We start from the raw sequence: 23,693 nt of genomic DNA on the forward strand, positions 1-23,693 counted from the left end.
GTACGACGTCGCACCGACGACGGATGCAGGAGCAGAAAGGCCGCCTCCGGCCCCGTGCGGACGAGCAAATGTCGCCGGTACCGGTCAGGAGGCGGGTAGGCTCGGCATTATGACCATTAACTCTTCATCCGACCGTGTCCGGCGACCGGGCGGCTGGCTGCCCGAGCAACAGGACGACCTCGAGGACTGGATTGCCGGCCACCGGGAACGGGTGGAGGCGCGGGGTGAAGATGTTCCTCTGCACCCCGTGATCGTGGAGTTCCAGGAACTCATTGCCAGCGATCCGGTTGTCCGTCTTTACATGACGGAGATGATCGAGCAGGTTCCGAAGTCGAAGCCCTACCGCAAACGGCACCTCACGAGCGTTGACCAGATGCTCCGGCTGATCAACGAGGTCCTGACGACGGCCCCGGAGTTCAGCGAAGGCGGCATGGTCACCACGCCGTTGACGGCGATCCTCGATTGGACCATGGGAACCGAGGCCGGGTTCGCGGCCCACCGCGATCCGCGGATCGTCGCCATGTTCCGCAAGATTCTGGACGCCTGGTGCGTGTTCCTGACCAGCGAGGACTCGCTGTATGTGTTAAACGACTCGCCGTCCGGGTGGATGTCGGAGAAGGCGCGGGAGGTCGTCGGGATGGACGACTACCAGCACGATGCCCTCGCCGAGCACTGGGGCTTCACGTCGTGGAACGATTTCTTCGCCCGCCGGCTCACATCGACCTCCAGGCCCGTCGCTGCACCCGACGACGACAAGGTCATCGTCAGCGCCTGCGAGTCGACCCCCTACAAGATCAGCTCCGACGTTCAACGCCAGAGCCGGTTCTGGGTCAAGAACCAGCCCTACTCACTCGAGGACCTGCTCGCCCGGGACGAGTCGGTGGATCACTTTGTCGGCGGGACGGTGTACCAGGCGTTCTTGAGCGCGTTGAACTATCACCGGTGGCACGCTCCCGTCGCTGGAACGATCGTGCGGGCGTACCTCAAGGACGGCACGTACTTCTCGGAGGCGGAATCCGAGGGGGCCGACGCCGTCGAGCCGACCCTCTCGCAGTCATATTTGGCCCATGTCGCCGCCCGGGCGATCATCCTGATCCAGGCCGACGACCCCGTGATCGGTCTCATGGCGGTGATCCCCGTGGGCATGATTGAGGTCTCGTCCTGCGTCATCGATCCGGAGATCGTCCCGGGCCACCATGTGAATAAGGGCGACGAGCTGGGGTACTTCCAGTTCGGTGGCTCGACGGAGTGCCTCGTCTTCCGGCCCGGTGTCATCGACCAGTTCGCTCTTGCCGCCATCCCCCAACCGCAGGATCCGAAAGCACCCCTCGTGCGGGTCCGGTCGAAGCTTGCGACCGCTAAGTCCTGAGGACGACGGTGCGGCTTCCTGATCTGCCGTTCCCACTGGATGGACGACGTCGCTGCCCCGGGGCGGGTTGGCGGCGCCTCGTGGTCACAGCGCCGTCAGGCCGCCGTCCACGGTGAAGACCCCTCCCGTGGCGTATGCGGAGTCGTCGCTGGCGAGGAACACCATGATGCCCTCCACGTCGGCGGCCTTCCCGGGTCGCCCCAGCATGGTGGAGTCCACCAGGCCGGCGCGGCTGACGGGATCGTCAGCGATGGTCTGGACCAGCGGGGTTTCGGTGTAGCCCGGGACGACGATGTTGACGCGGATTCCGGCGTGCGCGTAGTCGGCGGCCACCACCCGGGCCAGTCCGTGGACCCCGGCTTTGGAGCTGGTGTATGCCGTGAACGTCTGGCCGCAGGCCACCACGGCGGTGGGGCTCCCCGTGCAAATGATCGAACCACCGGATGCTTCCATCGCCCGGACAGCATGCTTGAGAGTCAGGAATGCGCCTCGCTGGTTGATCTCGACGGTCTTCTCCCAGACCGCCAGGTCCAGGTCCCCAACTTTGGCGTCCTGGCCGAAAAGCTGCACTCCGGCATTTGCCACCACCACGTCGAGTTTTCCGGCACTCGTCACCGTGGCGAAGGCTGCGGCAACGCTCGCCTCATCCGAAATATCCACGGGCAACGCGTGAGCTGTGGAGCTTCCCGCGCCCGAGGCAGCCTTTGCGGCTGCCTCTTCATTGATGTCGGCGAAATAAACCGCGGCCCCTTCGGCGACGAACCGCCGGGCGACGGCAAGGCCGATCCCGGAGCCAGCTCCCGTGACCAGGGCAGTTTTTCCTTCAAGACGCAGACCCATGGGTCTCCTTTCACGTGGTCGCACACCGCCGTCGGAAGCCGGCAGCAACATATGGGAGAGGCTCAGCCGTGCGACAAAAAGCGTACGACGCCGGCAGCCCAGGGTCCGAGGCCCAGCCACGCTTGCGCGGGGCCGCCGTCGTCGTGGGCACGGAAGCCAATGACAGACCCGCGCTCATGCCCGAAGGCGGCGCACCGGCCATCGGTGGCGGCAACGCCGTCTGGAAGCTGCAGCTCGATATCGACAGCCGACCCGGAGAGGTTGGCCGCGAAAACCATGAGGCCAGCGGATGATTGCACTGGGTACAGCGTTACCGGAGAGCTCATCCCGGGCACGGCAGCATCCGCTTCCACTGACAAGACAACGTTGCCCCGGAGAGCAGCGACTTCCTTGAGGAGTTCGCCGGCGGGATTAAGCCGGCCTGTGTGGTCGGAGATACCGCCCGGCCCTGACGCCTCGAAGTAGCTGACGGACGCTACCCCGTCCACGGTGAGCCCGTCAATGCTCGCCAGCAGCCAGGCCGCCGCGAACGGCTCGGCCTGGAGTTCATCCGCTTCGCCCTCCGGGGCATTCCCCGACGTCGCCACTGCATTGAACCGGGGCAGGAGTGTCACCGGACCCACATGGACGGTCCTTCCGCCGCCCAGCCGCAGCGCGTTCTGCGCCACGACCTTGTGCATGGCTACATTGTCGACGATGTGTGCGGCTTCGTTGGTGTGCATCTGCGGGGTGATGCTGAACGTGAGGGTGTCTGAGTCCAGCGGGGTGCGGTCGCTGTTGCGGTTCAGTTCCGTGAAATGGGACCGGACACCGGCGAGGAGGCTCCCGCGGAAACCGGCAGCGCGTACGGCCGCCTTAAGGTCCTGCCAGGTGTCCGGTTCGGTGAGGTGGCTCGCGGGGTGGAAAACAGCGAGCCGCTTGGCGCGCGGCAAGTGCGGCGCGAGGTCTGAAACGGCGCCGACGGGGTCAACGGTCTCTGCCCGGATGTCCAGGCCCGAAGAGTGGATGGCCGCCGCTGCTGCCGCCTCCTTCAGCTGCGCAGGCCAGCCGGACCGGGCTGCAGCCCCGGGCTGTTCAACAAGTTCCACCAGGATGGCGTCCAGCCCCTGGAAAGGAGGCAGCACGGCGGGACGGGGGCCCGCGCCGACGGCAACGGCCGGAACGCGACCCGTTGCTCCGCCCACGCTGGCGTGCAGGGGCTTGGACGCGGCAGGACCGCTCCCGGCAGTGCTGGCCGCGGCCCCCTCCACTGCTCCCTGGGGCGCGAACGTGGCGGCTTCAAGCCGGACAGATTGCCGGACGGTGTCCCCCGCCGCGACGTCGACCGGAAACGGCAGCGCAAGCGGTGTGCTGTAGGTCTTGAACGACGCATCCGTCCAGTTCCGCTGGTCCTCGGTCTCGAAGACGTCGCCGGTGAATGACAGCCGGAAAGCGGTGTTGGCGTCGGCCCATTCCAGGGCAGCGATGTCCATGAACGGTTGGTGCGGACTGATGTCAGATGGGAAGTGTGCGGCCGTGGTGCTCCCTCCGGGGTGTTCCACGGTGATGTGGCGTCCTGCATCAGCAGGCGGGTGCAGGACCACCAGCCCAATCCTGTTGCTTCGGAACGCCTGGACCGCAGCTCCTTCGAACGTTACCTCCACCGAGGCCGGAGTGAAATCTGCCGTCAGCAGTCCGTTGTATTCCACCCCGTGCCCGGCATACGTGACGGTCCAACGCGCGTGGAGACCCGTGTCCTCTTGACTGATCTCAACATCACAGAGGGAGGGCTGCGGGGTCTGCCAGTCCTGATCGCGCACCACTGCCTTGATGGCGCGCAGGACCGGGAGGCCTCCATAGCTGAGGTGCGCCAGCTCGTCACCGACCAGCTGGGCGGACCACGGACCCGCGGACAGAAGCCGGAGCGGGGGTGAAAGGCGGGCTTGGAGGGAGGGAGATAGTTCCGGCGGATCGGTCAGGGGCTGGAAGGACACGTCGCTGCTCTCTGCCATGCCCGGGGCTGCTGCGGCCCGGGTGCCCGGCGTTTGCTGGTGCAAATTCGTGGAGGGCCCGTGAGGCAGGCCCTACCCGATTATCGGCACATCGGGGTGATCAGTCAACCGGTTGACCAATATCTGGACAACCGGCTCATCACGAGAGAGGAAGGCTACTGCGAGGCGTCAAAGCCGGCCAGCAGCCGCCGGGAGGCGGTCTGCATGTGCGACCGCATTGTCCTGGTGACTGCCTCGGGGTCCCGCGCCTCAAGGGCGGTAAAAATTTCCTGGTGCTCCGCGAGGGCCGCCGCCGCGTGCCCCTCATCATTCAGCGCCCGGTCCACCCATATCCTCAGCAGCGAGCGGATACTCTGCAGCAGCTCCTCCAGCACCTGGTTGCCGGAGCTCGCGGCAACCTCACGGTGGAAAGCGGCGTCCGCCTCCACGAAGGCAGCGAGGTCAGCCAGGGTATGGGCCATGGTCTCCAGGTTCCCGCGCATGCGCTCGAGAGCTTCATCCGTGATTCGTTCCGCGGCGAGCTGGGCGGCCTGCACTTCCAGACCGCTTCTAAGTTCCACCAGCTCACGCGTCCGCGGAGCCCCCAGCATCATGCCCCAGCTGAGCGTGCGGGGAAGGAGTTCGGAGATGCCATCGCGAAGATAGGTGCCGGACCCGGGACGGACGATGACAATGCCCAGGATTTCCAGTGCGGCCAACGCCTCGCGCACTGCGGACCTGCCCACGCCGAGGGAGGCCGCCAGCTGGCGCTCCGCCGGAAGCCTTGTGCCAACGGCAATTTCACCGCTGGTGAAATAGGCAAGCAGACGTTCGGCAACTTCGGAGACAACCGAACCCTGGCCCACGGAACCGAGTGCTGCGCTGATCTTGGCCGTCGACGCGGCGGAGTTTATGGACACAGCCCAAGCGTAGCAACGGCGCCGCTGATTCCGGCCGAAGCGCCCTCTTCCAGAAACAACACGTCAACCGGTTGACCAATTTACGAATCGCTCTTATGGTGGAAGTCACATGCTTTTGCAGCCGGCTGGTCCCCCTGACCTTCGTCGGCGTAGAGACAGACCCCCAAGCTCCAGTGAAGGACGCAGCAGGGGAACACATACAGCTAGGAGTCAACGTGGACACCACACAATCGGTGGTCGAAAAATCTGCCATCAGGAAAGTAGCGATCCGGCTTGTGCCGTTCGTCGCCCTGATGTTCTTCATCAACTACCTGGACCGCACGGCCATCTCGTTCGCCGGCCCGAACGGCATGAACTCAGACCTGGCGCTGTCCGCGGCTCAGTTTGGCTTTGCCTCCGGCGTCTTCTTCATCGGCTACATCCTGCTGGAGGTTCCCAGCAACCTGGCCCTCCACAAGTTCGGCGCCCGCCGCTGGCTGGCCCGGATCATGGTCAGCTGGGGCATCGTGTCCCTGCTTTTCACCTGGGTGGGCAACGTGGACCAGCTCTATATCCTGCGCTTCATCCTGGGCGTGGCCGAGGCCGGCTTCTTCCCGGGCGCCATCCTCTTCCTGAGCCTCTGGGTACCGGCCCGGCACCGCAGCAAGATCCTCGCCCTCTTCTACCTGGCCCAGCCGCTCACCACCGTGATCGGCGCCCCGCTGGCAGGCCTCCTCATCCAGCAGCACGGCCTCTTCGGACTCGAAGGCTGGCGCGTCATGTTCTTGGGCGTCGCCATCCCGGCCATCCTCATCGGTGTCATCTCCTGGTTCTTCCTGGCCGATTCGCCGGCCAAAGCCAAGTGGCTGACGCAGGATGAGAAGACCTGGCTGACCGGCGCACTGGAAAAGGAAAAGAACGACACGGCGGCCAGCAACAAGCACGTCAGCGTCCGCACAGTGTTCGGCAACGGCCGAGTGTGGATGCTCTCCGCGATCTATTTCGGCTTCATCTACGGCCTCTACGCCCTCGGGTTCTTCCTGCCCACCATCATCTCCGGCTTCGAGGGCCTCTACGGCACCAAGTTCGATGTCTTACAGAAGGGCCTGATCACCGCGATCCCCTACCTGCCGGCAGCCTTCGCCCTGTACTTCTGGTCAAGGGATGCCTCCCGGCGCGGCGTCAAGACCTGGCACATCGCGGTCCCTGCCCTGCTCGGCGCCGTCAGCATCCCGCTGGCACTGTTCGCCGGCTCGCCGGCAGCCACCATCGCCGTCATCACGATTACGGCCGTGGCCATCTTCGCGGCGCTCCCCAACTTCTGGACCGTGCCCACGCAGTTCCTGACCGGCGCGGCCGCCGCCGCAGGAATCGCCCTGATCAACACGGTGGGCAACCTCGCAGGCTTCAGCGCCGGTTACATCACCGGCTGGCTCAAGGACTGGACCGGAAGCTATACCGTTCCGATGTTTGTGGTGGGTGGCTTCATGCTCCTCTCCTGCATCCTTATGGTGGCGCTCAGCCGTGCCGGCAAGGTCAGCGACGGCGTCCCCGCCGAAGCGCTGGACCCCAAGGGCGCCGGACTCCACGCCGAGCCGTAACAGGCCCCGTCCCCGGAGGCGTCCGCCCTACCCGCGGACGCCTCCGCACCAACCTGCACTACCCCCGTCAGACTTTCCCCGTTAGGCCCAGGAGCTTTCCCATGACCCGCCTGTTCAACGAACCCGCAGCCTTCGCTGACGAAATGATCGAGGGCTTCGTCGCCTCCCACGGACGCTGGGTACGGCGTGTCTCCGGCGGCGTGGTCCGCAACACCAGGAGCACCCCGGACACCGTGGCGCTGGTCATCGGCGGCGGCTCGGGCCACTACCCGGCCTTCGCCGGCCTGGTGGGACAGGGCATGGCGCACGGCGCGGCGATGGGCAACCTCTTCGCGTCCCCTTCCGCCCAGCAGGTCTACAACGTGGCCAAGGCAGCGAACAACGGCGCCGGTGTCCTCCTTGGCTACGGCAACTACGCCGGGGACGTCCTGCATTTCAACCAGGCCGAGGACCGCCTCCGCAAGGAAGGCATCGACTGCCGGAGCATTGCCGTCACGGACGATGTTTCCTCTGCCCCATTGGCCGAGCGCGCCAAACGCCGCGGCATTGCAGGCGACCTGACCGTGTTCAAGGTGGCCGCTGCCGCCGCGGAGGCCGGCTACTCCATGGACGCCACGGCGGAAATCGCCGGGCGGGCCAACGACCGCACGCGCTCCTTCGGCGTCGCCTTCACCGGCTGCACCCTGCCGGGCGCGGACCACCCGCTGTTCTCCGTCCCGGAGGGCCGGATGGCGGTGGGCATGGGCATCCACGGCGAGCCCGGTATCGACGAGACGGACATCCCGACGGCGGATGACCTCGCCGAACTGCTCGTCGCCAAACTCCTCACCGAAATTCCCGACGGCATCCGCGTCGCAGACAGTTCAGAGGGCGCCGAAGCCCGCGTCCGCGTTGTTCCCATCCTCAACGGGCTCGGGAGCGTCAAATACGAAGAGCTCTTTGTTCTCTACCGCCGCGTCGCCCAGCTCCTGTCCGAGGCCGGCCTGGAGGCCGTGGACCCGCAGGTTGGAGAACTCGTCACCAGCTTCGACATGGCCGGCACCTCCCTCACCCTCTTCTGGCTCGACGACGAACTCGAGGCGCTCTGGAACGCCCCCGCCGACGCACCGGCCTTCCGCCGCGGTGCGGTCACTGCCGAAGCTCTTGAAGCCGGCGACGACGCTGCCTATCCCGGCCAGGGAGCCCAGGCCGAACTGTCCATCCCGGAAGCGACCCCGGCATCCCGTGCCGGCGCAGCCTGCGTCCTCGCCGCCCTCGGCGCGGCGAAGGCCGTCGTGGACGCCAACGCCGACGAGCTGGGCAGGATCGATGCGATCGCGGGGGACGGTGACCACGGCATCGGCATGGAACGCGGCGTCCGCGCCGCCGTCGACGCCGCAACGGACGCCGTCGTACGCGGCGCCGGCGCCGCCACCACGCTGCATGTCGCCGCGGACGCCTGGGCGGACAAGGGCGGCGGCACGTCCGGCGCCCTCTGGGGCATGGGCCTGCGGGCCCTCGGCGACGCCATGGGAGACACCAAAGCGCCCGACGCCGGCGCTGTCGCCGCCGGAGTGGCGGGCGCCGCGGCCGCGATCATGGACTTTGGCAAAGCCAAGCCGGGCGACAAGACCCTGGTGGATGTCCTCGTCCCCTTCCGCGACGCCCTGGCCTCCGCAGTGAAAGCGGGCAAGTCCCTCACGGACGCCTGGGGCACCGCTGCAGCCACGGCCCAACAGGCCGCCGAGGACACCGCCCAATTGTTGCCCCTCATGGGCCGCGCCCGACCCCACGCCCAGAAGAGCCTTGGCACCCCGGACGCGGGCGCGGTCTCCATGGCACTGATCATCCGAGCCATCCACAACATGCTCATCGAGCGGACAACCCCTAAGGAGAAAGCATGAGCGCCAAACTGCGCATGGTCGTCGGTTGCGACGACGCCGGTTTTGAGTACAAGGAAGCCCTGAAGGCAGATCTGGAGGCCTCCGACCTGGTCGGTTCCGTCACCGACGTCGGGGTCGACGCCGTCAGCCACACCCCGTACCCGTCCGTGGCCATTGCCGCCGCCGAACTCATTGCCGCGGGCAAGGCCGACCGGGCCCTGCTGGTCTGCGGCACCGGACTGGGCGTGGCCATCGCCGCGAACAAGGTCCCCGGAATCCGCGCCGTCACGGCCCACGACAGTTACTCCGTCGAACGCTCCATCCTGAGCAATAACGTCCAGGTCCTCACCTTCGGTCAGCGGGTGGTGGGGCTTGAGCTCGCCCGCCGGCTCGCCCGCGAGTGGCTCACGTACACCTTCGACGAGACCTCGGCATCGGCCGAAAAAGTCTCCCTGATTAAGGACTATGAAGGTGTCACTTCCTGCTAAGAACCGCTCGGGCGGCGCCGTCGGCGCAACCGGGCCCAAGGCCATCGTCGGGGTCAGCCTGAAGATGTACTTCGGATACCAGCGCGCAGTCGACTATTGCCTCGACGTGGCTGCCATTGCGCGTGCGCACCCGGCCGTCCAAAGCGGGGACATTGAGCTGTTCGTGCTCCCCAGCCTGCCGGTCCTGCCGGAGGCCACACGAATCCTGGGTGCGGCCGGAGCCGCTGCCGGCGCCCAGGACATCTTCTGGGAAGACGAAGGCGCGTTCACGGGTGAGGTGGGCGGCAAGACCGTCGCGGAACTCGGCGGACGCTACGCCGAAGTGGGCCATGCCGAGCGCAGGCGGATCTTCGGCGAGGACGACACGATCATCGGACTGAAGACCGCTGCCGCCTACCGCAATGGACTCACCCCGGTGCTGTGCGTCGGAGAGCTGCAGCAAGGATCCGTCGAGGAAGCCATCGCCGGGTGCTCTGCCGAGATTGACGGCGCCCTCACCCGCGCGCAGTCGCTCGGACCCGCCGGCCGCACCATCGTGGCCTACGAGCCGCAGTGGGCCATCGGCGCCCCGGAACCTGCAACGCCGGAGTACATCAGCGCCGTCATCGCCGGACTGGACGCGCACCTGCGCACACTCCCCGGGCAGGGGAACAGCCGGGTCATCTATGGCGGAAGCGCCGGCCCCGGCCTCATCACCAGGCTGGACTCCGCCGTCGCCGGCCTCTTTCTGGGCCGCTTCGCCCACGACCCGAAGGCCCTGAAGACCATCCTGGACGAGACCGCCGCACGGCTTGGCCTGCTGGCTGAAACGGCGGCGGGCGCATGAGTTCAAAAATCGGCCTGAGCAGCTACGCGTTCTTCTGGCAGCTCTCCGACAAAGTCAGCGGGCCACTCAGCATCCACCAGGCGCTGGAGCGGACCGCGGACCTTGGCGTGGACCTGTTCCAGGTCTGCGACTACGCCCCGCTGGAAGCCATGACCGACCTCGAACTGGAAGCCGTCGGGGCCACTGCTGACCGGTTGGGCATCTCCCTGGAGCTCGGCACCAAGGGCATCCGCCCGGAGCACCTGCGGAAGTTCCTGCACATCGCCGGGATCCTGGGCTCGCCCCTGCTGCGGACCATGTTCAACGTCCCGGGCCACACCCCGACGGCGGAGGAAGCCGCGGCAATTTTCAAGGACGTACTGCCTGACTTCGAAGCCGCCGGGGTCAAGATCGCGGTGGAGACCTACGAACAGGTCCCCACCTCCCGGATCCTTGAGGTCATCCGCGGCGTGGACAGCCCAAATCTGGGCATCTGCAGCGACCCGGCGAACACCGTCGCGGCGCTGGAGATGCCCCGCGAGGTGATCGACGCCGTCGCGCCTTACGTCCTGAACATGCACCTCAAGGACTTCGCCTTCAGCCGCAAGGACGGGTGGGTCGGCTTCACCTATGCCGGCGCACCGCTCGGCGAAGGCTTGCTCGACTACGACTACATGGTCAGCAAATTCCGCCCCCACCAAAGAAACATCAACCAGATCGTCGAACACTGGCTGCCGTGGCAGGACTCCGAGGCGGAAACGATACGCCTCGAAAACCAGTGGACCCAGCACAGCATCGAATTCCTAAGGAGCAAGTGAAATGTCAGCAGAAAAATTGACCGTCGCCGTTATCGGAGCCGGTGGCAAGATGGGGATGCGCGTTTCCCGGAACCTCCAGAAGAGCGTCCACACCGTGTTCTACAGTGAGAACTCCCCCGCCGGCCAGGAACGGATCCAGGCCGAGGGCCGCGACATCACGTCCACCGAAGAGGCCGTCAAGGGCGCCGACGTGGTCATCCTCGCCGTCCCGGACACCGTCCTGGGTGTTGTCTCCGAAGGCGTCGTCCCCCAGATGAAGGCCGGCGCCATCCTGCTCACTTTGGACCCGGCCGCAGCCTACGCCGGCCTGCTGGCCAAGCGCGACGACGTCGTCCAGGCCGTTGCACACCCGTGCCACCCCTCCGTGTTCCTGGAGCGCACCACGAAGGAAGAATGGGCCGACACCTTCGGCGGCGAAGGTGCCCCGCAGAACGTCGTTGCCGCCATCGACGACGACGCACCGGCAGCGACCCGCGACTCGGCCGAGGCCGTCATCCGGACCATCTACGCCCCCGTCATCGACGTCCACTGGGTCACCGTGAAGCAGCTCGCCATCCTTGAGCCCACCCTGGTGGAAACGGTTGCCTGCATGATCGGCACCCTGCTCAACGAGGCGCTGCACGAGACCATCCACACCGCCGGCGTCCCGGAGGACGCCGCCAAGGCCATGCTGTTCGGCCACGTACAGATTGCCCTCACCAACGCCCTCCGCGGTTCCAACCCGTTCTCCGAGGCGTGCGAGATCGCCATCCAGTACGGCAAGGACACCATCATCAAGGACGACTGGAAGAAGATCTTCGACGACTCCGAGCTGGACGGCGTCATCGCCAAGATGCTCAAGCTGGACGCCGTCAAGCACTAACGCTTCGGTGTGGCCCGGTGCCGGCGCATGCCGCCCACCGGGCCACCCGTGCTTGTAGTCTGTTTCCATCCCGGCACGACCGCTAAAGGAACATCAATGAAGCTAACTCCGGAGAGTCCCCTCAGCGATGTCCTCGCAAATCGGGCCGCGCGGGCAATGATCCAGAACTACCTGCCTGGCATCGTCAACTCCCCTATGCTGCATCAGCTCAGGGGACTGCCGGTGGGCCAGGTCATCGGCATGAACGCCGAACTCAGCAGCAGGACTGATGAGCTTGAGAAGCTCTGGCAGCGGATGGCTACTGTTCCGGAACGAGATAGCGGGCAGCCGTTGCCGAGCACCCGAGCGCAGCCCCGGCATGACTATGAACCCGAGTCCGTGGCGCGCGGGTCCGCTCCTTGCCGTCATGTGGCAGAGGCCGCCCGCTGGGACGCGTTCGAGGTGGTCATTGATGGTCCTGCGCACGGCAACCCGTTCACTGACGTGGATCTCAGCGCGGTCTTCGTCCAGCACGGCTCCGCCGGCACCACTGGTTCAACTGAGTCCGCTGAACGCCGCATTGGCGGGTTTTACGACGGCGAGGGAGTCTACAAAGTCCGGTTCATGCCCGATAGGCCCGGAACCTGGACGTTCCGGACGATCTCGAACGCCCGTTCCATGGACGGGCTTGGGGGCAGCTTCCGGTGTTCCGCTCCAGCGGCGGGAAACCACGGTCCGGTCGGGGTGGCCGACCAGTTCCATTTCGCCCACGCTGATGGCCGTCGCTACAGCCCGATCGGCACCACTGCCTACGCCTGGACGCACCAGCCGGCCGAGGTCCAGGAGCGCACACTCCAGACGTTGGCCCAGTCGCCCTTCAACAAACTCAGAATGTGCGTGTTCCCCAAGTCCTACCTGTTCAACACCAATGAACCGGACCTGTTTCCTTACGAGCGCACCGGCGACGGCTGGGACTTCACCCGGTTCAACCCCGAATTCTTTCGTCACCTCGAAGGGCGGATCCTTGAGCTGGCGGGGCTGGGCATCGAAGCGGACCTCATCCTGTTCCACGCTTATGACCGCTGGGGTTTCTCGGACATGGGCCCCTACGCCGACGATCTCTTCGTCCGGTACGTCGTGCGGCGGCTGGCCGCCCACCGCAACGTGTGGTGGTCCCTCGCCAATGAATACGACCTGCTCCGCACCAAGACCACGGACGATTGGGAGCGGATGGCCGAGGTCATCACCACCAATGATCCGTCGGCGCACCTGCTGTCCATCCATAACTGCTTCGGCTTTTACGACTACACCAAGCCCTGGATAACCCACGCGAGCACCCAGCGGATCGACGTCTACCGCACCGCCGAGAACACTGACCAGTGGCGGGAAGCCTGGGGCAAACCGGTCGTCATCGATGAGTGCGCCTACGAGGGCGACATCGACCAGGGCTGGGGCAACATCACCGGCGAAGAAATGGTGCGCCGTTTCTGGGAAGGTGCCGTACGCGGCGGCTACGTCGGGCACGGCGAAACGTACCTGAATGACGCCGAGGAACTGTGGTGGTCTAAAGGCGGACAACTCGTGGGTGACAGTCCCCCACGCATCCGGTTTCTTGCCGATCTCCTGTCCCAGACCCCCGGTGGCGTGTGGGACCCGCTACCAGGAGACTGGGACACTCCCCGCGGTGGAGTGCCGGGAGTCATGGAACTCCTGTACTTTGGCTTCAACCGCCCCAGTTACCGGACCATCATGCTTCCGCCGGACACGGCATGCACTGTGGACATTATCGACACTTGGAACATGACCGTCGAGGCGCTTGACGGGCAGCGTAGCGGGATCTTCCGTATCGATCTTCCGGCGCGTCAGTACATGGCTGTCCGTCTAACCCTGATCCAGGGCGACGGTACGGAATCCGCAATTTCCGCTTGACGATTCCGGCGTGTTGGAGGTGCGGGCCGCCAACCGGTGCCTGTTGCAACAGGAGTCGTGGCACAGGTACGAGCTGCCCCTCATCACGCCGACATCGCGCCGCTCACTCCGCCCCTGCCTCACCTTGTACGCTTGAGGTCCCGGCGCTCCCGCCGGCACCGAGCAGCCACCAAAGGTAGTCGAGGTGGTGGGCTATGTCGATCGAGCGGTCGTACTGCCACTGCTGTTGGAGACCATCGGAAACCGCGATGAGGATCCGCGAAAGTAGCGCCGGCTCGAGCCCAGGACGCAACACTCCCGCCTCGACACCGCGCCGTACGTCTTCTGCAACATTGCCTATCACGCGCCCAAAACGCTGGATGAAGAAGTCGTGGGCCGGGTGTTCGGGGGCGATTCCCTCCTGCAGCAGCGCGGAGTACAACTCGACCAGTCCGGGCACTTCACTGTTATGCCGCACTATCCTCGTGATGCGCGGCTCCGTCGTCGCAGCGGTTGCGAATGTCGCCGTGTCCCGCTCATCCCGTCGGCGCAGCACCTCGGTGAGGAGGTTCTCCTTCGAGCCGAAGTGATAAAGCAGCCCCGCCTTGGTGATCTTCGCCGTGTCCGCAATCTGCTGCAGGTTGATGTTCGCGTAGCCGTTCTCCGCTATGAGCTCGAGCGCGATCTCGAGAATCTCGCGCCGTTTGGCCAACCCTTTCAGATAGGGACCGGAACGTGGTGGTGCTTCCGGGTTCGAATTCAGCATCGGTGACTCCTTCACGTCAAGCTCCTTCCGGCGCGGCGATTCGGACAGCAGTTGCGGGTCATGGAAGGCTCCAACTTCATCGGTCGAACAGGTGGCGACGACATATAAGACGTCCTTGACAGAATACTAACCACCGGTAAGTATAGTTCCTAACCGGCGGTCAGTATAGATCGCGGCGGCAGACAAAGGAGTTAGATGCCATGACGAATTCGGTGGTGCAGTCCGACATTGACGCTGCGTTCGCGCCCCTACTGGAGGAACTCCTCGACGGAGGAGCGTTCGAGGATGACGACGTCCAAATCGCGGCCTACGTAGGCAGCCAGCTTGTCGTCGACATCGCCGTCGGCCAGGTGGAGCGGGACAGCCTCGTGATTCCCTACTCTGTCTCCAAGAACGCAATCGCTATGAGCATCGCTCTCCTGCTTGAGCGCCGGCAGATCAACCTCGACGCCGCTGTTGCCCAGTACTGGCCCGAATTCGCAGCTGGCGACAAGGACAGGGTTACGGTCCGACAGCTCCTCTCTCACCAGGCAGGTCTCCCGCAGGCCGTGCCGCTGCTAAGCCACGACGAAATGGGCGACACCATCCGCGCCGCGGCTGTCCTCGCTGAACAGCGCCCGCTCTGGCGCCCCGGCGCGGCGTTCGGCTACCACGGCGTGTCCATCGGGGTCCTGGCATCCGAACTGGTCCGCCGGATCACTGGGCTAACGCTGGCTGAGTTCTTCGAGCGCGAGATCCGGGCGCCCCGCGGCATCGACTTCTTTCTCGGCTTGCCAAAGGCCCTCGAGCCTCGCGCCGTCGACCTCCTTCCCTCAGCACCCATCGCCGCAATGGCAGAGGTTCCGTTCCCTCGGCTCGACGGCCAACTCGGCCGGTACACTTTCGGCTCTATCGCCGCACCGAAGACGGAGGATCAGCGCCGGGAATTGCAGCGCAGGGACCGCTCGGTGGGGCAACCAGCAATCGGCGCGAGCGTAAGCGCGCGCGGAATAGCGGGGCTGTTCGCAGAGGCGGTCGTCGGAATCTCCAAAACACCGCTGCTATCGTCCGACACGGTGGAGCAGATGGCCCAGACCCAGGTAGTGGGTACCGATGAGGTCATCGGCATCCAGCGGCGGTACGGGATCGTCTTTCAAAAGCCGGCCCCGAACCTCGTCTTTGGCGGGTTCCGTGCGTTCGGTCACGACGGGGCAGGGGGAGCCCTCGGCTACCACGACCCGGAAACGCAGATCAGCTTCGGCTACACCGTGCGCCGCACGCCGCCGCCCGGCGGCGCCGACGCACGCGCCCTCCGCATCGCCCAGGCGATGCGCTCAATCGTCCTCAAGGCCTGACTCACACAGGTCCTCAGGGGTCCGGCGACGCCGTCGCCAACGTACCGCACTTGAACTGGAATACGAAGGAGTACTCGATGCGCAGTCGCATCCTTACGTCCGCGGCACTTGCCGTCGGCCTAGCAGTAGGCGCCACCGCCTGCAGCGGTGGAGAATCGGCACCTGCCGGCAATGGCGGTGCCGCAGGCGCCCCTACCAAGACCCTGACTCTCGGCAGCATCGTGGGTCCGCAGACCTTCGATCCGGCAGGTGTCGGCGAAAGCAACTTCGTGCCCTACGCGCAGGCACCCTATGACTCGCTCATTCTGCGCCAGCCCGACGGCAGCTACTCTCCGATGCTCGCAACCGATTGGAAACTGGCTGCTGACAATACCTCGATCACGCTGAACCTACGGACAGACGTGACGTTCAGCGACGGCAAAGCGTTCGACGCCGAGGCGGCCAAGGCGAACCTCGAGCGCTTCAAGGCGGGCACCGGCCCCCTCGCACGCGAATTGGCCCGCCTCGACTCTGTGGAGGCGGTCGACAAGGACACCATCACGCTGAAGTACTCGGCACCGGACCCCGACATCATCTACAGCCTCTCAGATGCGGCGGGACGCATGGCGAGCCCGAACGCACTGGGGGACCCAAAGGGCCTCGCGACGACGCCCGTCGGGTCAGGCCCGTACGTGATGGACCCCGCCGCCACCGTTCAGGGCTCCACTTACACCTTCACCGCACGCAAGGACTATTGGAAACCTGAGCTGCAGAAGTTCGCCAAGGTTGTCTTCAAAATCTTCCCGGACGAAGTCTCGCTCCTGAACGCCCTGCAGAGCAAGCAGGTCGACGCAGCCAACCTCACCGCCACCAACAACCGCAAGGCAGCCGACGCGGCCGGAATTAAGCATTTGACTCCGGATGCCAACCTGGCCTGGAGCGGCATGATCTTCTACGACCGCACTGGCTCGATCATCCCCGCGCTCGGCGACGTGCGGGTCCGGCAGGCCATGGCGATGTCCTTCGACGTGAACGCGATTCAGAAGGCGCTCTTCAACGGCACAGGAGTGCAGAACACCCAAGTCTTCAACCAGGCCTCGCCCGGCTACGATAAATCCCTTAATCAGGCCTCCTCCTACGACGTTGACAAGGCCAAGAAGCTGATGAAGGATGCCGGGTACGCGGACGGCTTCGCCTTGACGATCCCGATTAACGCCAACACAACCCCGGCTGCTCAGGAAAACATCAAAAACAGCCTCGGCCAGCTCAACATCCGCGTGACTTTCGATAACCTCGGGACAATCCCGCAGTATTTCGCCGGCGTCCAGAGCGGCAAGTATGCGGTTTCGCCCGCTGTCCTCGGTTCTACCCCCACTGACTGGGTCGTGATGAACAACTACCTCGTCAAGGGCGCGGTCTGGAACCCGCTGCACACCAGCGACCCTAAACTCACCGCCCTGATCGAGCAGTACCCGTCCACGCCGGAAGACAAGCGCGGCGAGCTCGTCCGGCAAATGAACAAGTTCCTCGTTGACAACGCCTGGTTCGACCCGTGGCTGTGGGTCGAGGAGCAGTACTTCGTCGCCACCGACGTCAACGTGACACTGCAAACCGGACTCAACGTTCCTGCGATCTACAACTACGCGCCCGCGGGCTCGTAGAACCATTCGTCGTGGGGCGGGCCGGCCGGCCCCCCCCACCAACCCTGATCCCCTCCCTCACATTCTTTCTCATGTACGGGAACGCCGGTAACGCTGCACGGCAGATCCTCGGCGAGAACGCGACCGCGGAACAAATTGCCGCGAAAGCCGCCGAGCTCGGCGTTGACCGCCCGCTCCTCAACCAGTTCTTCGACTACGTCGGCCGCCTGGTCACCGGTAACCTTGGTCGCTCGTGGTTCACGGCCGAGCCTGTCGGTTCCCTGCTGACCAGCCGCTTAACTATCACGCTGACCGTGGTTATTGGCGCGATCATCATCTCGGCGACCCTCGCCTTCGCCCTCGGCGTCACGGCGGCGATGCGCCGCGGCATCCTGGACAACGCCTTGCAGGTTCTAGCCATCGTCGGCTTCGCCGTGCCCGGGTTCTGGCTCGCGCTTCTGCTCGTCTCCACTTTCGCCCTGAACCTCCGGCTCTTCCCGGCGACCGGCTTCGTCCCATTCGCCACCTCCCCGGGCGGGTGGGCGACGTCGATCACACTCCCCATCGCGGCGCTGACGGTCGGGGCAGTGGCCGGAGTTGCGCAGCAGGTACGCGGTGCGGTTATCGACGTGCTCGAGCAGGATTACGTGCGCACCCTGAACGCCCGGGGCCTGCCGCTCCGCCGACTGCTCGGCCACGTCTTGCGCAATGCCAGCGCTCCCGCACTCACCGTTGTTGCGCTGACCTTCATTGGAACGTTGAGCGGCGCGGTGTTCATCGAGCGCATCTTCGCACTGCCCGGACTTGGCCTGGCGGCGACCCAGGCGACGGTGAACGGAGACGTGCCGGTGATCATGGGCGTGGTTATCGTCATGACGGTCATCGTCGTCCTTGTGAACCTTTTGATCGACCTAGCGATCGGTCTGCTCAACCCGAAGGTGCGTCTCGCGTGAGCCAAATCATTCCCACTCCGCCAGTTGCCGTTGTTAAAATGGCCCCTCGTCGCGGAGTCGTGCGCAAAGTACTCAGCAGTCCTGTCGGCATCATTTCGCTTGCCACGCTGCTGCTCATCCTGCTGATCACCGCGTTCGCCCCCCTCCTCGCACCGCAGGACCCGACCCGGTCCTCGCTCTCGGACATCTTCGCGCCGGCCTCCGTGGGTCACCCGCTGGGTGGCGACAGCGCGGGGCGGGACCTGCTGTCCCGACTGCTATACGGCGCCCAAGTGAGCCTCCTCGGTGCCACGATAGCCCTCGTCACCTCGCTCGTCATCGGACTGCCCACCGGATTGATCGCCGGCTACTACGGGCGCGCCTTCGACTCAGCCGCCTCGTGGGCGTCGAACCTCATCCAGGCGCTACCCGCGATCGTTGTGCTGCTCGCATTGCGGACCGTGGTCGGTCCTTCGATCTGGGTGTCAATGATCGTGTTCGGAGTGATGCTTTCGCCGGGCGCATACAGGCTGGTCCGCGCCACGGTGAGCGGCGTACGCAACGAACTCTACGTAGATGCCGCCCGGGTCTCTGGCCTCAGCGACATTACAATCATCACGCGTCACGTACTCCCGGTGGTCAAGGGACCTTTGATCCTGCACAGCGCTATCGTCCTCGCCATCTCCATCGACATCCAAGCCGGTCTGGAGTTCCTGGGATTCGGCGACACCGCCACCGCCAGTTGGGGTTCGATGCTGAACGAGGGCTTCCTCAACATTTTCCAGGCACCTCAGATGCTTTTCTGGCCCGGTCTGGCCCTTGCCCTCACCTCCGGATCGCTCGCGCTCTTCGCAGGCAGCCTCCGGGACGCTCTCCAGCCGGGAGCTCCCAAACCGGCGCACAAGCGCCGGGCGCGCAGAGCGCATCCAATCCCACCGGCGCGCCCTGGTTCAGCCGAGGATGCCACCTCTGCGTACGACCTGCTCACTGTCCGTGACCTCCGGGTGGCGTACGGCGGCGGTGCCACCGAGGTTGTTCACGGCGTATCCATCGAGATCGCCCGCGGCGAGGTGCTGGGCCTCGTGGGCGAATCAGGATCGGGCAAGACGCAGGTCGCCCTGTCCATCCTCGGACTGCTTCCGCAAGGCGGAGAGATCTCCTCGGGCACCATACTGCTCGACGGCGAACCTCTCGTCGGCCGTCCGTTGTCCTTCCTCCGCACCGTGCGCGGCAAGCGGATCGGGTACATTCCGCAGGAACCGATGAGTAACCTGGATCCCTCGTTCAAGGTCGGTTTCCAGCTGAGCGAAGTAGTCCGCGTCCACCTCGGCATGAGCCGCCGTGAGGCCCGACAGCGCGTACTCGACCTGCTGGCTCACGTGGGGATCCCCGATCCCGTCAGGACCTACAACTCCTACCCGCACGAGATATCCGGCGGCATGGCCCAGCGCGTGCTCATCGCCGGCGCCGTCTCCTGCGATCCGGAGCTGCTCATCGCCGATGAGCCCACCACAGCGCTTGACGTCACTGTTCAGGCCGACATCCTTGACCTGCTGCGTGGGCTCCAGCAGGAGAAGGACCTTGGCGTGCTTCTGGTGACCCACAACTTTGGCGTCGTCGCCGACATCTGTGATCGGGTACTCGTGATGTCTCAGGGCGAAATTGTTGAAGCCGGGGATGCCACAACGATCTTCGAGGCTCCGAAGCACAACTACACCAAGACCCTGCTCGGCTCGATGCTTGATGGCCGACCGTCACGGGCGGCCCGTACCACCGCAAATCTGGAGGAAACCAATGCCTGAGCCACTTCTCGCCGTCCGCGATCTGATCGTCGAATACCCCGCAAAGGGATTCCGGGCGAAGCCGTTCCGCGCTCTGCACAGCGTGTCCATCGACGTGAAGGAGGGCGAAACGGTTGGGCTGGTGGGAGAATCCGGTTCCGGGAAGACTACTCTGGGTCGCGCCATCCTCGGCCTCGCACCCGTCAGCCGTGGCTCGGTCCGCTTTGAGGGGCAGGAGATCGGACACGCTTCCCGGACGGAGCGCCGCGACATCGCCCGGCACCTTCAGGTGGTGTTTCAGGACCCATATACATCTCTCAACCCGAGCATGTCGGTCGGTGACATCCTGACCGAGCCATTACGAGCGGCCGGCGTTGATCGAAGCTCGGCCGAGCGGCGGGTGCATGAGCTCCTGGATCGTGTCCGCCTGCCCCAGGACGCATCCGCCCGGTTTGCTCGCGAGTTCAGCGGCGGGCAGCGCCAACGGGTGGCGATAGCGAGAGCCCTCGCACTTAAACCCAAGCTGGTAGTCTGCGATGAACCGGTCTCGGCGCTCGACCTCTCGACCCAGTCGACGGTACTTGACCTGCTCATCGAGTTGCAGGAGTCGCTAGGTGTTGCGTACCTTTTCGTGTCGCACGATCTGGGCGTTGTGCGTTACATCAGCCACCGGGTCGCGGTCATGCACCGCGGCGAGATCGTGGAGACCGGAGACGGCGAGGCGGTGACGAGCCATCCCGAGCACCCGTACACCCAGCGACTACTCTTAGCGTCTCCGATCCCCGACCCTCGTCGCCAGGCGCAGAACCGCGCGAACCGGCAGCGACTACTCGCAGAACAGGCCGAGCAGCAGATACAGGCCGGGGCCCTCGCCGGCTAGCAGCACGCCCGCCCCTCCGGGGACACGACTGTCTCGGCGTATGACTGCCAGAAAGAGCCGAAATGATGAGCCCCGAACACCGTGCAGCAGATCCCTGTCACACATGGCCCTCTAGGAAAGGTCGCCCAGCTGACCTCGCTGATCCCGACCACGCTGTAAAGCACCCAAGGGCTCCGACCGGAACGCACCGAGGCAAAGATGACGGGACTGGCCCAGTGACGTCCCAACCAATCCACCCCTACACGCAAAGGTTCTTCATGTCTGCCCCCGTACCCAACCCCGCCCAGCGGCGCGAAGCCCGTCGCCAACTCATCGCCACAAGCTCGGAGCAGGCAGCATGAGCGTGGACCTTGCGCCAGAATTCCTGCGCGCGCCGGACGGAACGGTCTTCAGGGACCTCAACGGCAACGGCATCATGGACCCGTATGAGAACCCCACACTGCCCGCAACCGAAAGGGTCGAAGACCTCCTCGGCCGCCTCTCCCTCGAGGAGAAGGCCGGCCTGATGTTCCAGACCATGGTCAGCGCCGCCGAAAGCGGAAAACTCGGGGATGAGAGCCCGCGCGCCGGCCGTGCGGGACTTCAGGAAGTTGTCGCCGACAAACTCGTCAACCACCTCAACTTCCACTTCGTGCCCGAACCACGGCTCGCGGCCCGGTGGGTGAACGAATTGCAGCGGCTGGCGATGAACTCAAGCCCGCACGGTATCCCCGTGACACTCTCAACCGACCCACGGCACTCCTTCATCGAGAACTGGGGGGCTTCCTTCACCGCCGAATACTTCTCGGCGTGGCCAGAGCCGCTCGGCCTCGCTGCCGTCCGGGACGAGCAACTGGTCCGCGAGTTCGCAGCCATCGCCCGGGCTGAATACACCGCCATCGGCATCCGCGCCGCCCTCCACCCCACCATCGACCTTGCCACTGAACCCCGCTGGGCACGCCAATACAGCACGTTCGGCCAGGACGCTGACCTGGTGGCCCGCCTGGCCCTGGCCTACCTGGAAGGTTTCGAAGACCAACAACTCAGCGACCGCAGCGTTGCCTGCATGGCCAAGCACTTCCCCGGCGGAGGGCCCCAGCGCGACGGCGAAGACCCGCACTTCCCCTACGGACGCGAGCAGGTATATCCCGGCGGCATGTTCGAGCACCACCTTGAGCCATTCAGGCGCGTCATCGCCAACGGCGTGACGGCCATCATGCCGTACTACGGCATGCCCGTTGGCCTGGAGTTGGACGGGGAGCCGGTCGAAGAGGTGGGCTTCGGCTTCAACCGCCAGATCATCACCGGACTCCTGCGCGAAAAACTGGGGTTCGACGGCGTCGTGTGCACCGACTGGAGCCTCGTCACTGAATCCCGCCTGCATGGTAAGCAGCTGCCTCCCCGGGCCTGGGGTGTCGAGCACCTCTCCGAGGAGGAGCGGGTGCTCAAGGTCATCGAAGCGGGCTGCGACCAGTTCGGCGGTGAGGAATGTCCCGAGATCGTGGTGGACCTGGTCCGGTCCGGACGGATCACCGAAGAGCGCATCGACGCGTCGGTCCGCAGGCTGCTGAAGGTCAAGTTTGAACTGGGACTTTTCGACGACCCCTACGTCGACGAGGCCCAGGCCGAAGAACGTACAGGGCTTGCCGAGTACGTGGAAGCCGGCCAGCGGGCCCAGGCCCGGTCCGTGACCGTGTTGAAAAACGCCGCCCGCAACGGGGCACCCGTCCTGCCCCTGAAGTCTGGCCTCCGCGTCTATTCCGACGAAATGACTCATGAGTCGCTCGCGGAAGCCGGCTTCACCGTGGCCGGTGACCCCGCCATGGCAGACGTGGCAATCGTCCGGGTAGCAGCGCCCTTCGAGTTTCGCGACCACTACATGCTGGAGTCCAGCTTCCACGCCGGAAGCCTGGAATTCGACCACGAAACAATCGACCGGGTTCAGCGGCTGGCAGCCGCAGTTCCCGTGATCCTGGTGCCGCACCTGGACCGCCCCGCAGTGCTGACGCCGTTGGAACCGCATTGTGCTGCCATCGCCGCTGTGTACGGGGCTTCGGATACGGCAGTCCTCCAGGCCCTTACCGGGTCAGTCAATCCCGAGGGCCGCCTGCCGTTCCAACTCCCCCGTTCGGAAGCCGCCGTGGTTGCGTCGCGGCCGGATGTGCCCGGCGATACAGAAAGTGCGCTTTACGAATGCGGGTACGGATTGGGGCTGTAAATGCTCCCGCGAGTACTGAGGCGCCTGACGGAAGCATGAGCAGGCCGGACAGACATCAGGGGAGGCAGGGATGCACCGCCAATCCGCCGACCATCGCCGGGACGTCGCTGCACGACATCAACCTGATGTGATGCCGGCGGCCCACTTGGATGAGGTCGTTGATGATCCGCGCCTCGATCGGCGCCAGTGGCATCTGCACTCAGGCCAGTGCCCGTTCCTTCCGGCCCAGAAGTGTGTGGATCGGTGCGTTCAGGCTCAAGTTCGAGCCCAGTGCGGAGATGGCGGTCCTCGTCAGCACCTCAACAAGACAAGGGCCAGCGCAGTACCGCGGGCCCTGGGTCTTAATAGACGGAAGGAAAACAATGCTTGATAACCCAACCCATGAGTCAGTAGCTGCCGGCCATGCTCAACCGGAACCGACTCCGAAGGAGGCTGCCCAGCTCAAGGAGCTGTACCGCGATTTTGACCGGGAGAACCTGATCCCGCTCTGGACCGAGATCGCGGACCTGATGCCGATGGTCCCGACGCCCAGGGCAGTGCCGCATGTCTGGCGGTGGAGCGATTTGTATCCGCTGGCGGCCCGGGCCGGGGATCTGGTTCCTGTGGGCCGCGGCGGGGAACGCCGTGCCATTGACCTGGCGAACCCGGGCCTGGCCGGGACGCCGTACGCCACCCCGACGCTGTGGGCGGCCATCCAGTACCTTGGTGCCCGGGAAACCGCCCCGGAACACCGGCACTCCCAGAACGCGTTCCGCTTCGTCGTCGAGGGCGAAGGGGTCTGGA

General features: G+C 65.2%; 18 protein-coding genes and 2 pseudogenes. 15 read left to right on the forward strand and 5 right to left on the reverse strand.

Translation table 11 applies throughout. The features are described from left to right. Window positions 1–109: 109 nt before the first annotated feature. Window positions 110–1,369, forward strand: coding sequence for a phophatidylserine decarboxylase associated domain-containing protein (locus tag AC1DES_RS17530; protein WP_476896982.1), 1,260 nt, complete (start codon window positions 110–112; stop codon window positions 1,367–1,369). Window positions 1,370–1,453: 84 nt separating this feature from the next. Here AC1DES_RS17530 and AC1DES_RS17535 read toward each other — a convergent pair whose 3' ends face one another. The 3 genes from AC1DES_RS17535 to AC1DES_RS17545 form a co-directional block, all read right to left on the reverse strand. Further along, on the reverse strand, window positions 1,454–2,209 hold the full coding sequence (locus tag AC1DES_RS17535) for an SDR family NAD(P)-dependent oxidoreductase (RefSeq protein ID WP_476896983.1): 756 nt from the start codon (window positions 2,207–2,209) through the stop codon (window positions 1,454–1,456). A gap of 62 nt (window positions 2,210–2,271) precedes the next feature. Next, window positions 2,272–4,200 (reverse strand): D-apionate lactonase family protein, encoded by a 1,929-nt coding sequence (locus tag AC1DES_RS17540; protein WP_476896984.1) that lies wholly within the window; start codon window positions 4,198–4,200, stop codon window positions 2,272–2,274. Between the two features lie 155 nt (window positions 4,201–4,355). Continuing rightward, window positions 4,356–5,099 carry a FadR/GntR family transcriptional regulator gene (locus AC1DES_RS17545; protein ID WP_476896985.1) on the reverse strand — a complete coding sequence of 248 codons (744 nt, stop codon included), beginning with the start codon at window positions 5,097–5,099 and terminating at the stop codon, window positions 4,356–4,358. A gap of 215 nt (window positions 5,100–5,314) precedes the next feature. Here AC1DES_RS17545 and AC1DES_RS17550 point away from each other — a divergent pair, with 215 nt between their 5' ends. From AC1DES_RS17550 to AC1DES_RS17580, 7 genes are all read left to right on the forward strand, one after another. Next, window positions 5,315–6,679: an MFS transporter gene (locus tag AC1DES_RS17550; protein WP_476896986.1), complete on the forward strand. Its 1,365-nt coding sequence runs from the start codon at window positions 5,315–5,317 to the stop codon at window positions 6,677–6,679. A gap of 101 nt (window positions 6,680–6,780) precedes the next feature. Beyond that, a complete protein-coding gene (locus AC1DES_RS17555) occupies window positions 6,781–8,562 on the forward strand; it encodes a dihydroxyacetone kinase family protein (RefSeq protein ID WP_476896987.1) in 1,782 nt (593 codons plus the stop codon). After that, complete coding sequence (locus AC1DES_RS17560) at window positions 8,559–9,029, forward strand: ribose-5-phosphate isomerase (protein ID WP_476896988.1); 471 nt, start codon at window positions 8,559–8,561, stop codon at window positions 9,027–9,029. Before AC1DES_RS17555 ends, AC1DES_RS17560 begins: the two co-directional genes overlap by 4 nt. Beyond that, window positions 9,013–9,855: a triose-phosphate isomerase family protein gene (locus AC1DES_RS17565; protein ID WP_476896989.1), complete on the forward strand. Its 843-nt coding sequence runs from the start codon at window positions 9,013–9,015 to the stop codon at window positions 9,853–9,855. Before AC1DES_RS17560 ends, AC1DES_RS17565 begins: the two co-directional genes overlap by 17 nt. Further along, the gene (locus tag AC1DES_RS17570) at window positions 9,852–10,652 is read left to right on the forward strand and encodes a sugar phosphate isomerase/epimerase family protein (RefSeq protein ID WP_476896990.1); all 801 of its coding nucleotides are present in this window, start codon (window positions 9,852–9,854) and stop codon (window positions 10,650–10,652) included. The genes AC1DES_RS17565 and AC1DES_RS17570 overlap by 4 nt, the downstream gene beginning before the upstream one ends. 1 nt (window position 10,653) lies before the next feature. Then, window positions 10,654–11,514 carry a phosphogluconate dehydrogenase C-terminal domain-containing protein gene (locus tag AC1DES_RS17575; RefSeq protein WP_476896991.1) on the forward strand — a complete coding sequence of 287 codons (861 nt, stop codon included), beginning with the start codon at window positions 10,654–10,656 and terminating at the stop codon, window positions 11,512–11,514. A 96-nt stretch (window positions 11,515–11,610) separates the two neighbouring features. Further along, window positions 11,611–13,422 (forward strand): DUF5605 domain-containing protein, encoded by a 1,812-nt coding sequence (locus AC1DES_RS17580; RefSeq protein ID WP_476896992.1) that lies wholly within the window; start codon window positions 11,611–11,613, stop codon window positions 13,420–13,422. On the opposite strand, the pseudogene AC1DES_RS17585 reads toward AC1DES_RS17580, so the two are convergent. After that, window positions 13,375–13,509: pseudogene (locus tag AC1DES_RS17585) on the reverse strand (SUMF1/EgtB/PvdO family nonheme iron enzyme); the annotation flags it as partial. The gene AC1DES_RS17580 and the pseudogene AC1DES_RS17585 sit on opposite strands and share 48 nt — an antisense overlap. 16 nt (window positions 13,510–13,525) lie before the next feature. Further along, window positions 13,526–14,167, reverse strand: coding sequence for a TetR/AcrR family transcriptional regulator (locus tag AC1DES_RS17590; protein ID WP_476896993.1), 642 nt, complete (start codon window positions 14,165–14,167; stop codon window positions 13,526–13,528). A gap of 200 nt (window positions 14,168–14,367) precedes the next feature. On the opposite strand from AC1DES_RS17590, the gene AC1DES_RS17595 reads away from it, so the two are divergent. The 7 genes and pseudogenes from AC1DES_RS17595 to AC1DES_RS17625 form a co-directional block, all read left to right on the forward strand. Beyond that, a complete protein-coding gene (locus AC1DES_RS17595; RefSeq protein WP_476896994.1) occupies window positions 14,368–15,501 on the forward strand; it encodes a serine hydrolase domain-containing protein in 1,134 nt (377 codons plus the stop codon). A gap of 77 nt (window positions 15,502–15,578) precedes the next feature. Then, window positions 15,579–17,141 carry an ABC transporter substrate-binding protein gene (locus AC1DES_RS17600; protein ID WP_476896995.1) on the forward strand — a complete coding sequence of 521 codons (1,563 nt, stop codon included), beginning with the start codon at window positions 15,579–15,581 and terminating at the stop codon, window positions 17,139–17,141. An 11-nt stretch (window positions 17,142–17,152) separates the two neighbouring features. Further along, entirely contained in the window at window positions 17,153–18,073 is a 921-nt protein-coding gene (locus AC1DES_RS17605) for an ABC transporter permease (RefSeq protein ID WP_476896996.1), read from the forward strand. Further along, entirely contained in the window at window positions 18,070–19,854 is a 1,785-nt protein-coding gene (locus tag AC1DES_RS17610) for an ATP-binding cassette domain-containing protein (RefSeq protein ID WP_476896997.1), read from the forward strand. Before AC1DES_RS17605 ends, AC1DES_RS17610 begins: the two co-directional genes overlap by 4 nt. Beyond that, complete coding sequence (locus AC1DES_RS17615) at window positions 19,847–20,713, forward strand: ATP-binding cassette domain-containing protein (protein ID WP_476896998.1); 867 nt, start codon at window positions 19,847–19,849, stop codon at window positions 20,711–20,713. The genes AC1DES_RS17610 and AC1DES_RS17615 overlap by 8 nt, the downstream gene beginning before the upstream one ends. A 337-nt stretch (window positions 20,714–21,050) precedes the next feature. Next, complete coding sequence (locus AC1DES_RS17620; RefSeq protein ID WP_476896999.1) at window positions 21,051–22,910, forward strand: glycoside hydrolase family 3 protein; 1,860 nt, start codon at window positions 21,051–21,053, stop codon at window positions 22,908–22,910. 362 nt (window positions 22,911–23,272) lie between these two features. Next, window positions 23,273–23,693: pseudogene (locus AC1DES_RS17625) on the forward strand (cupin domain-containing protein); the annotation flags it as partial.

The sequence above is a fragment of the Arthrobacter sp. 05T442 genome (genome assembly GCF_056395945.1).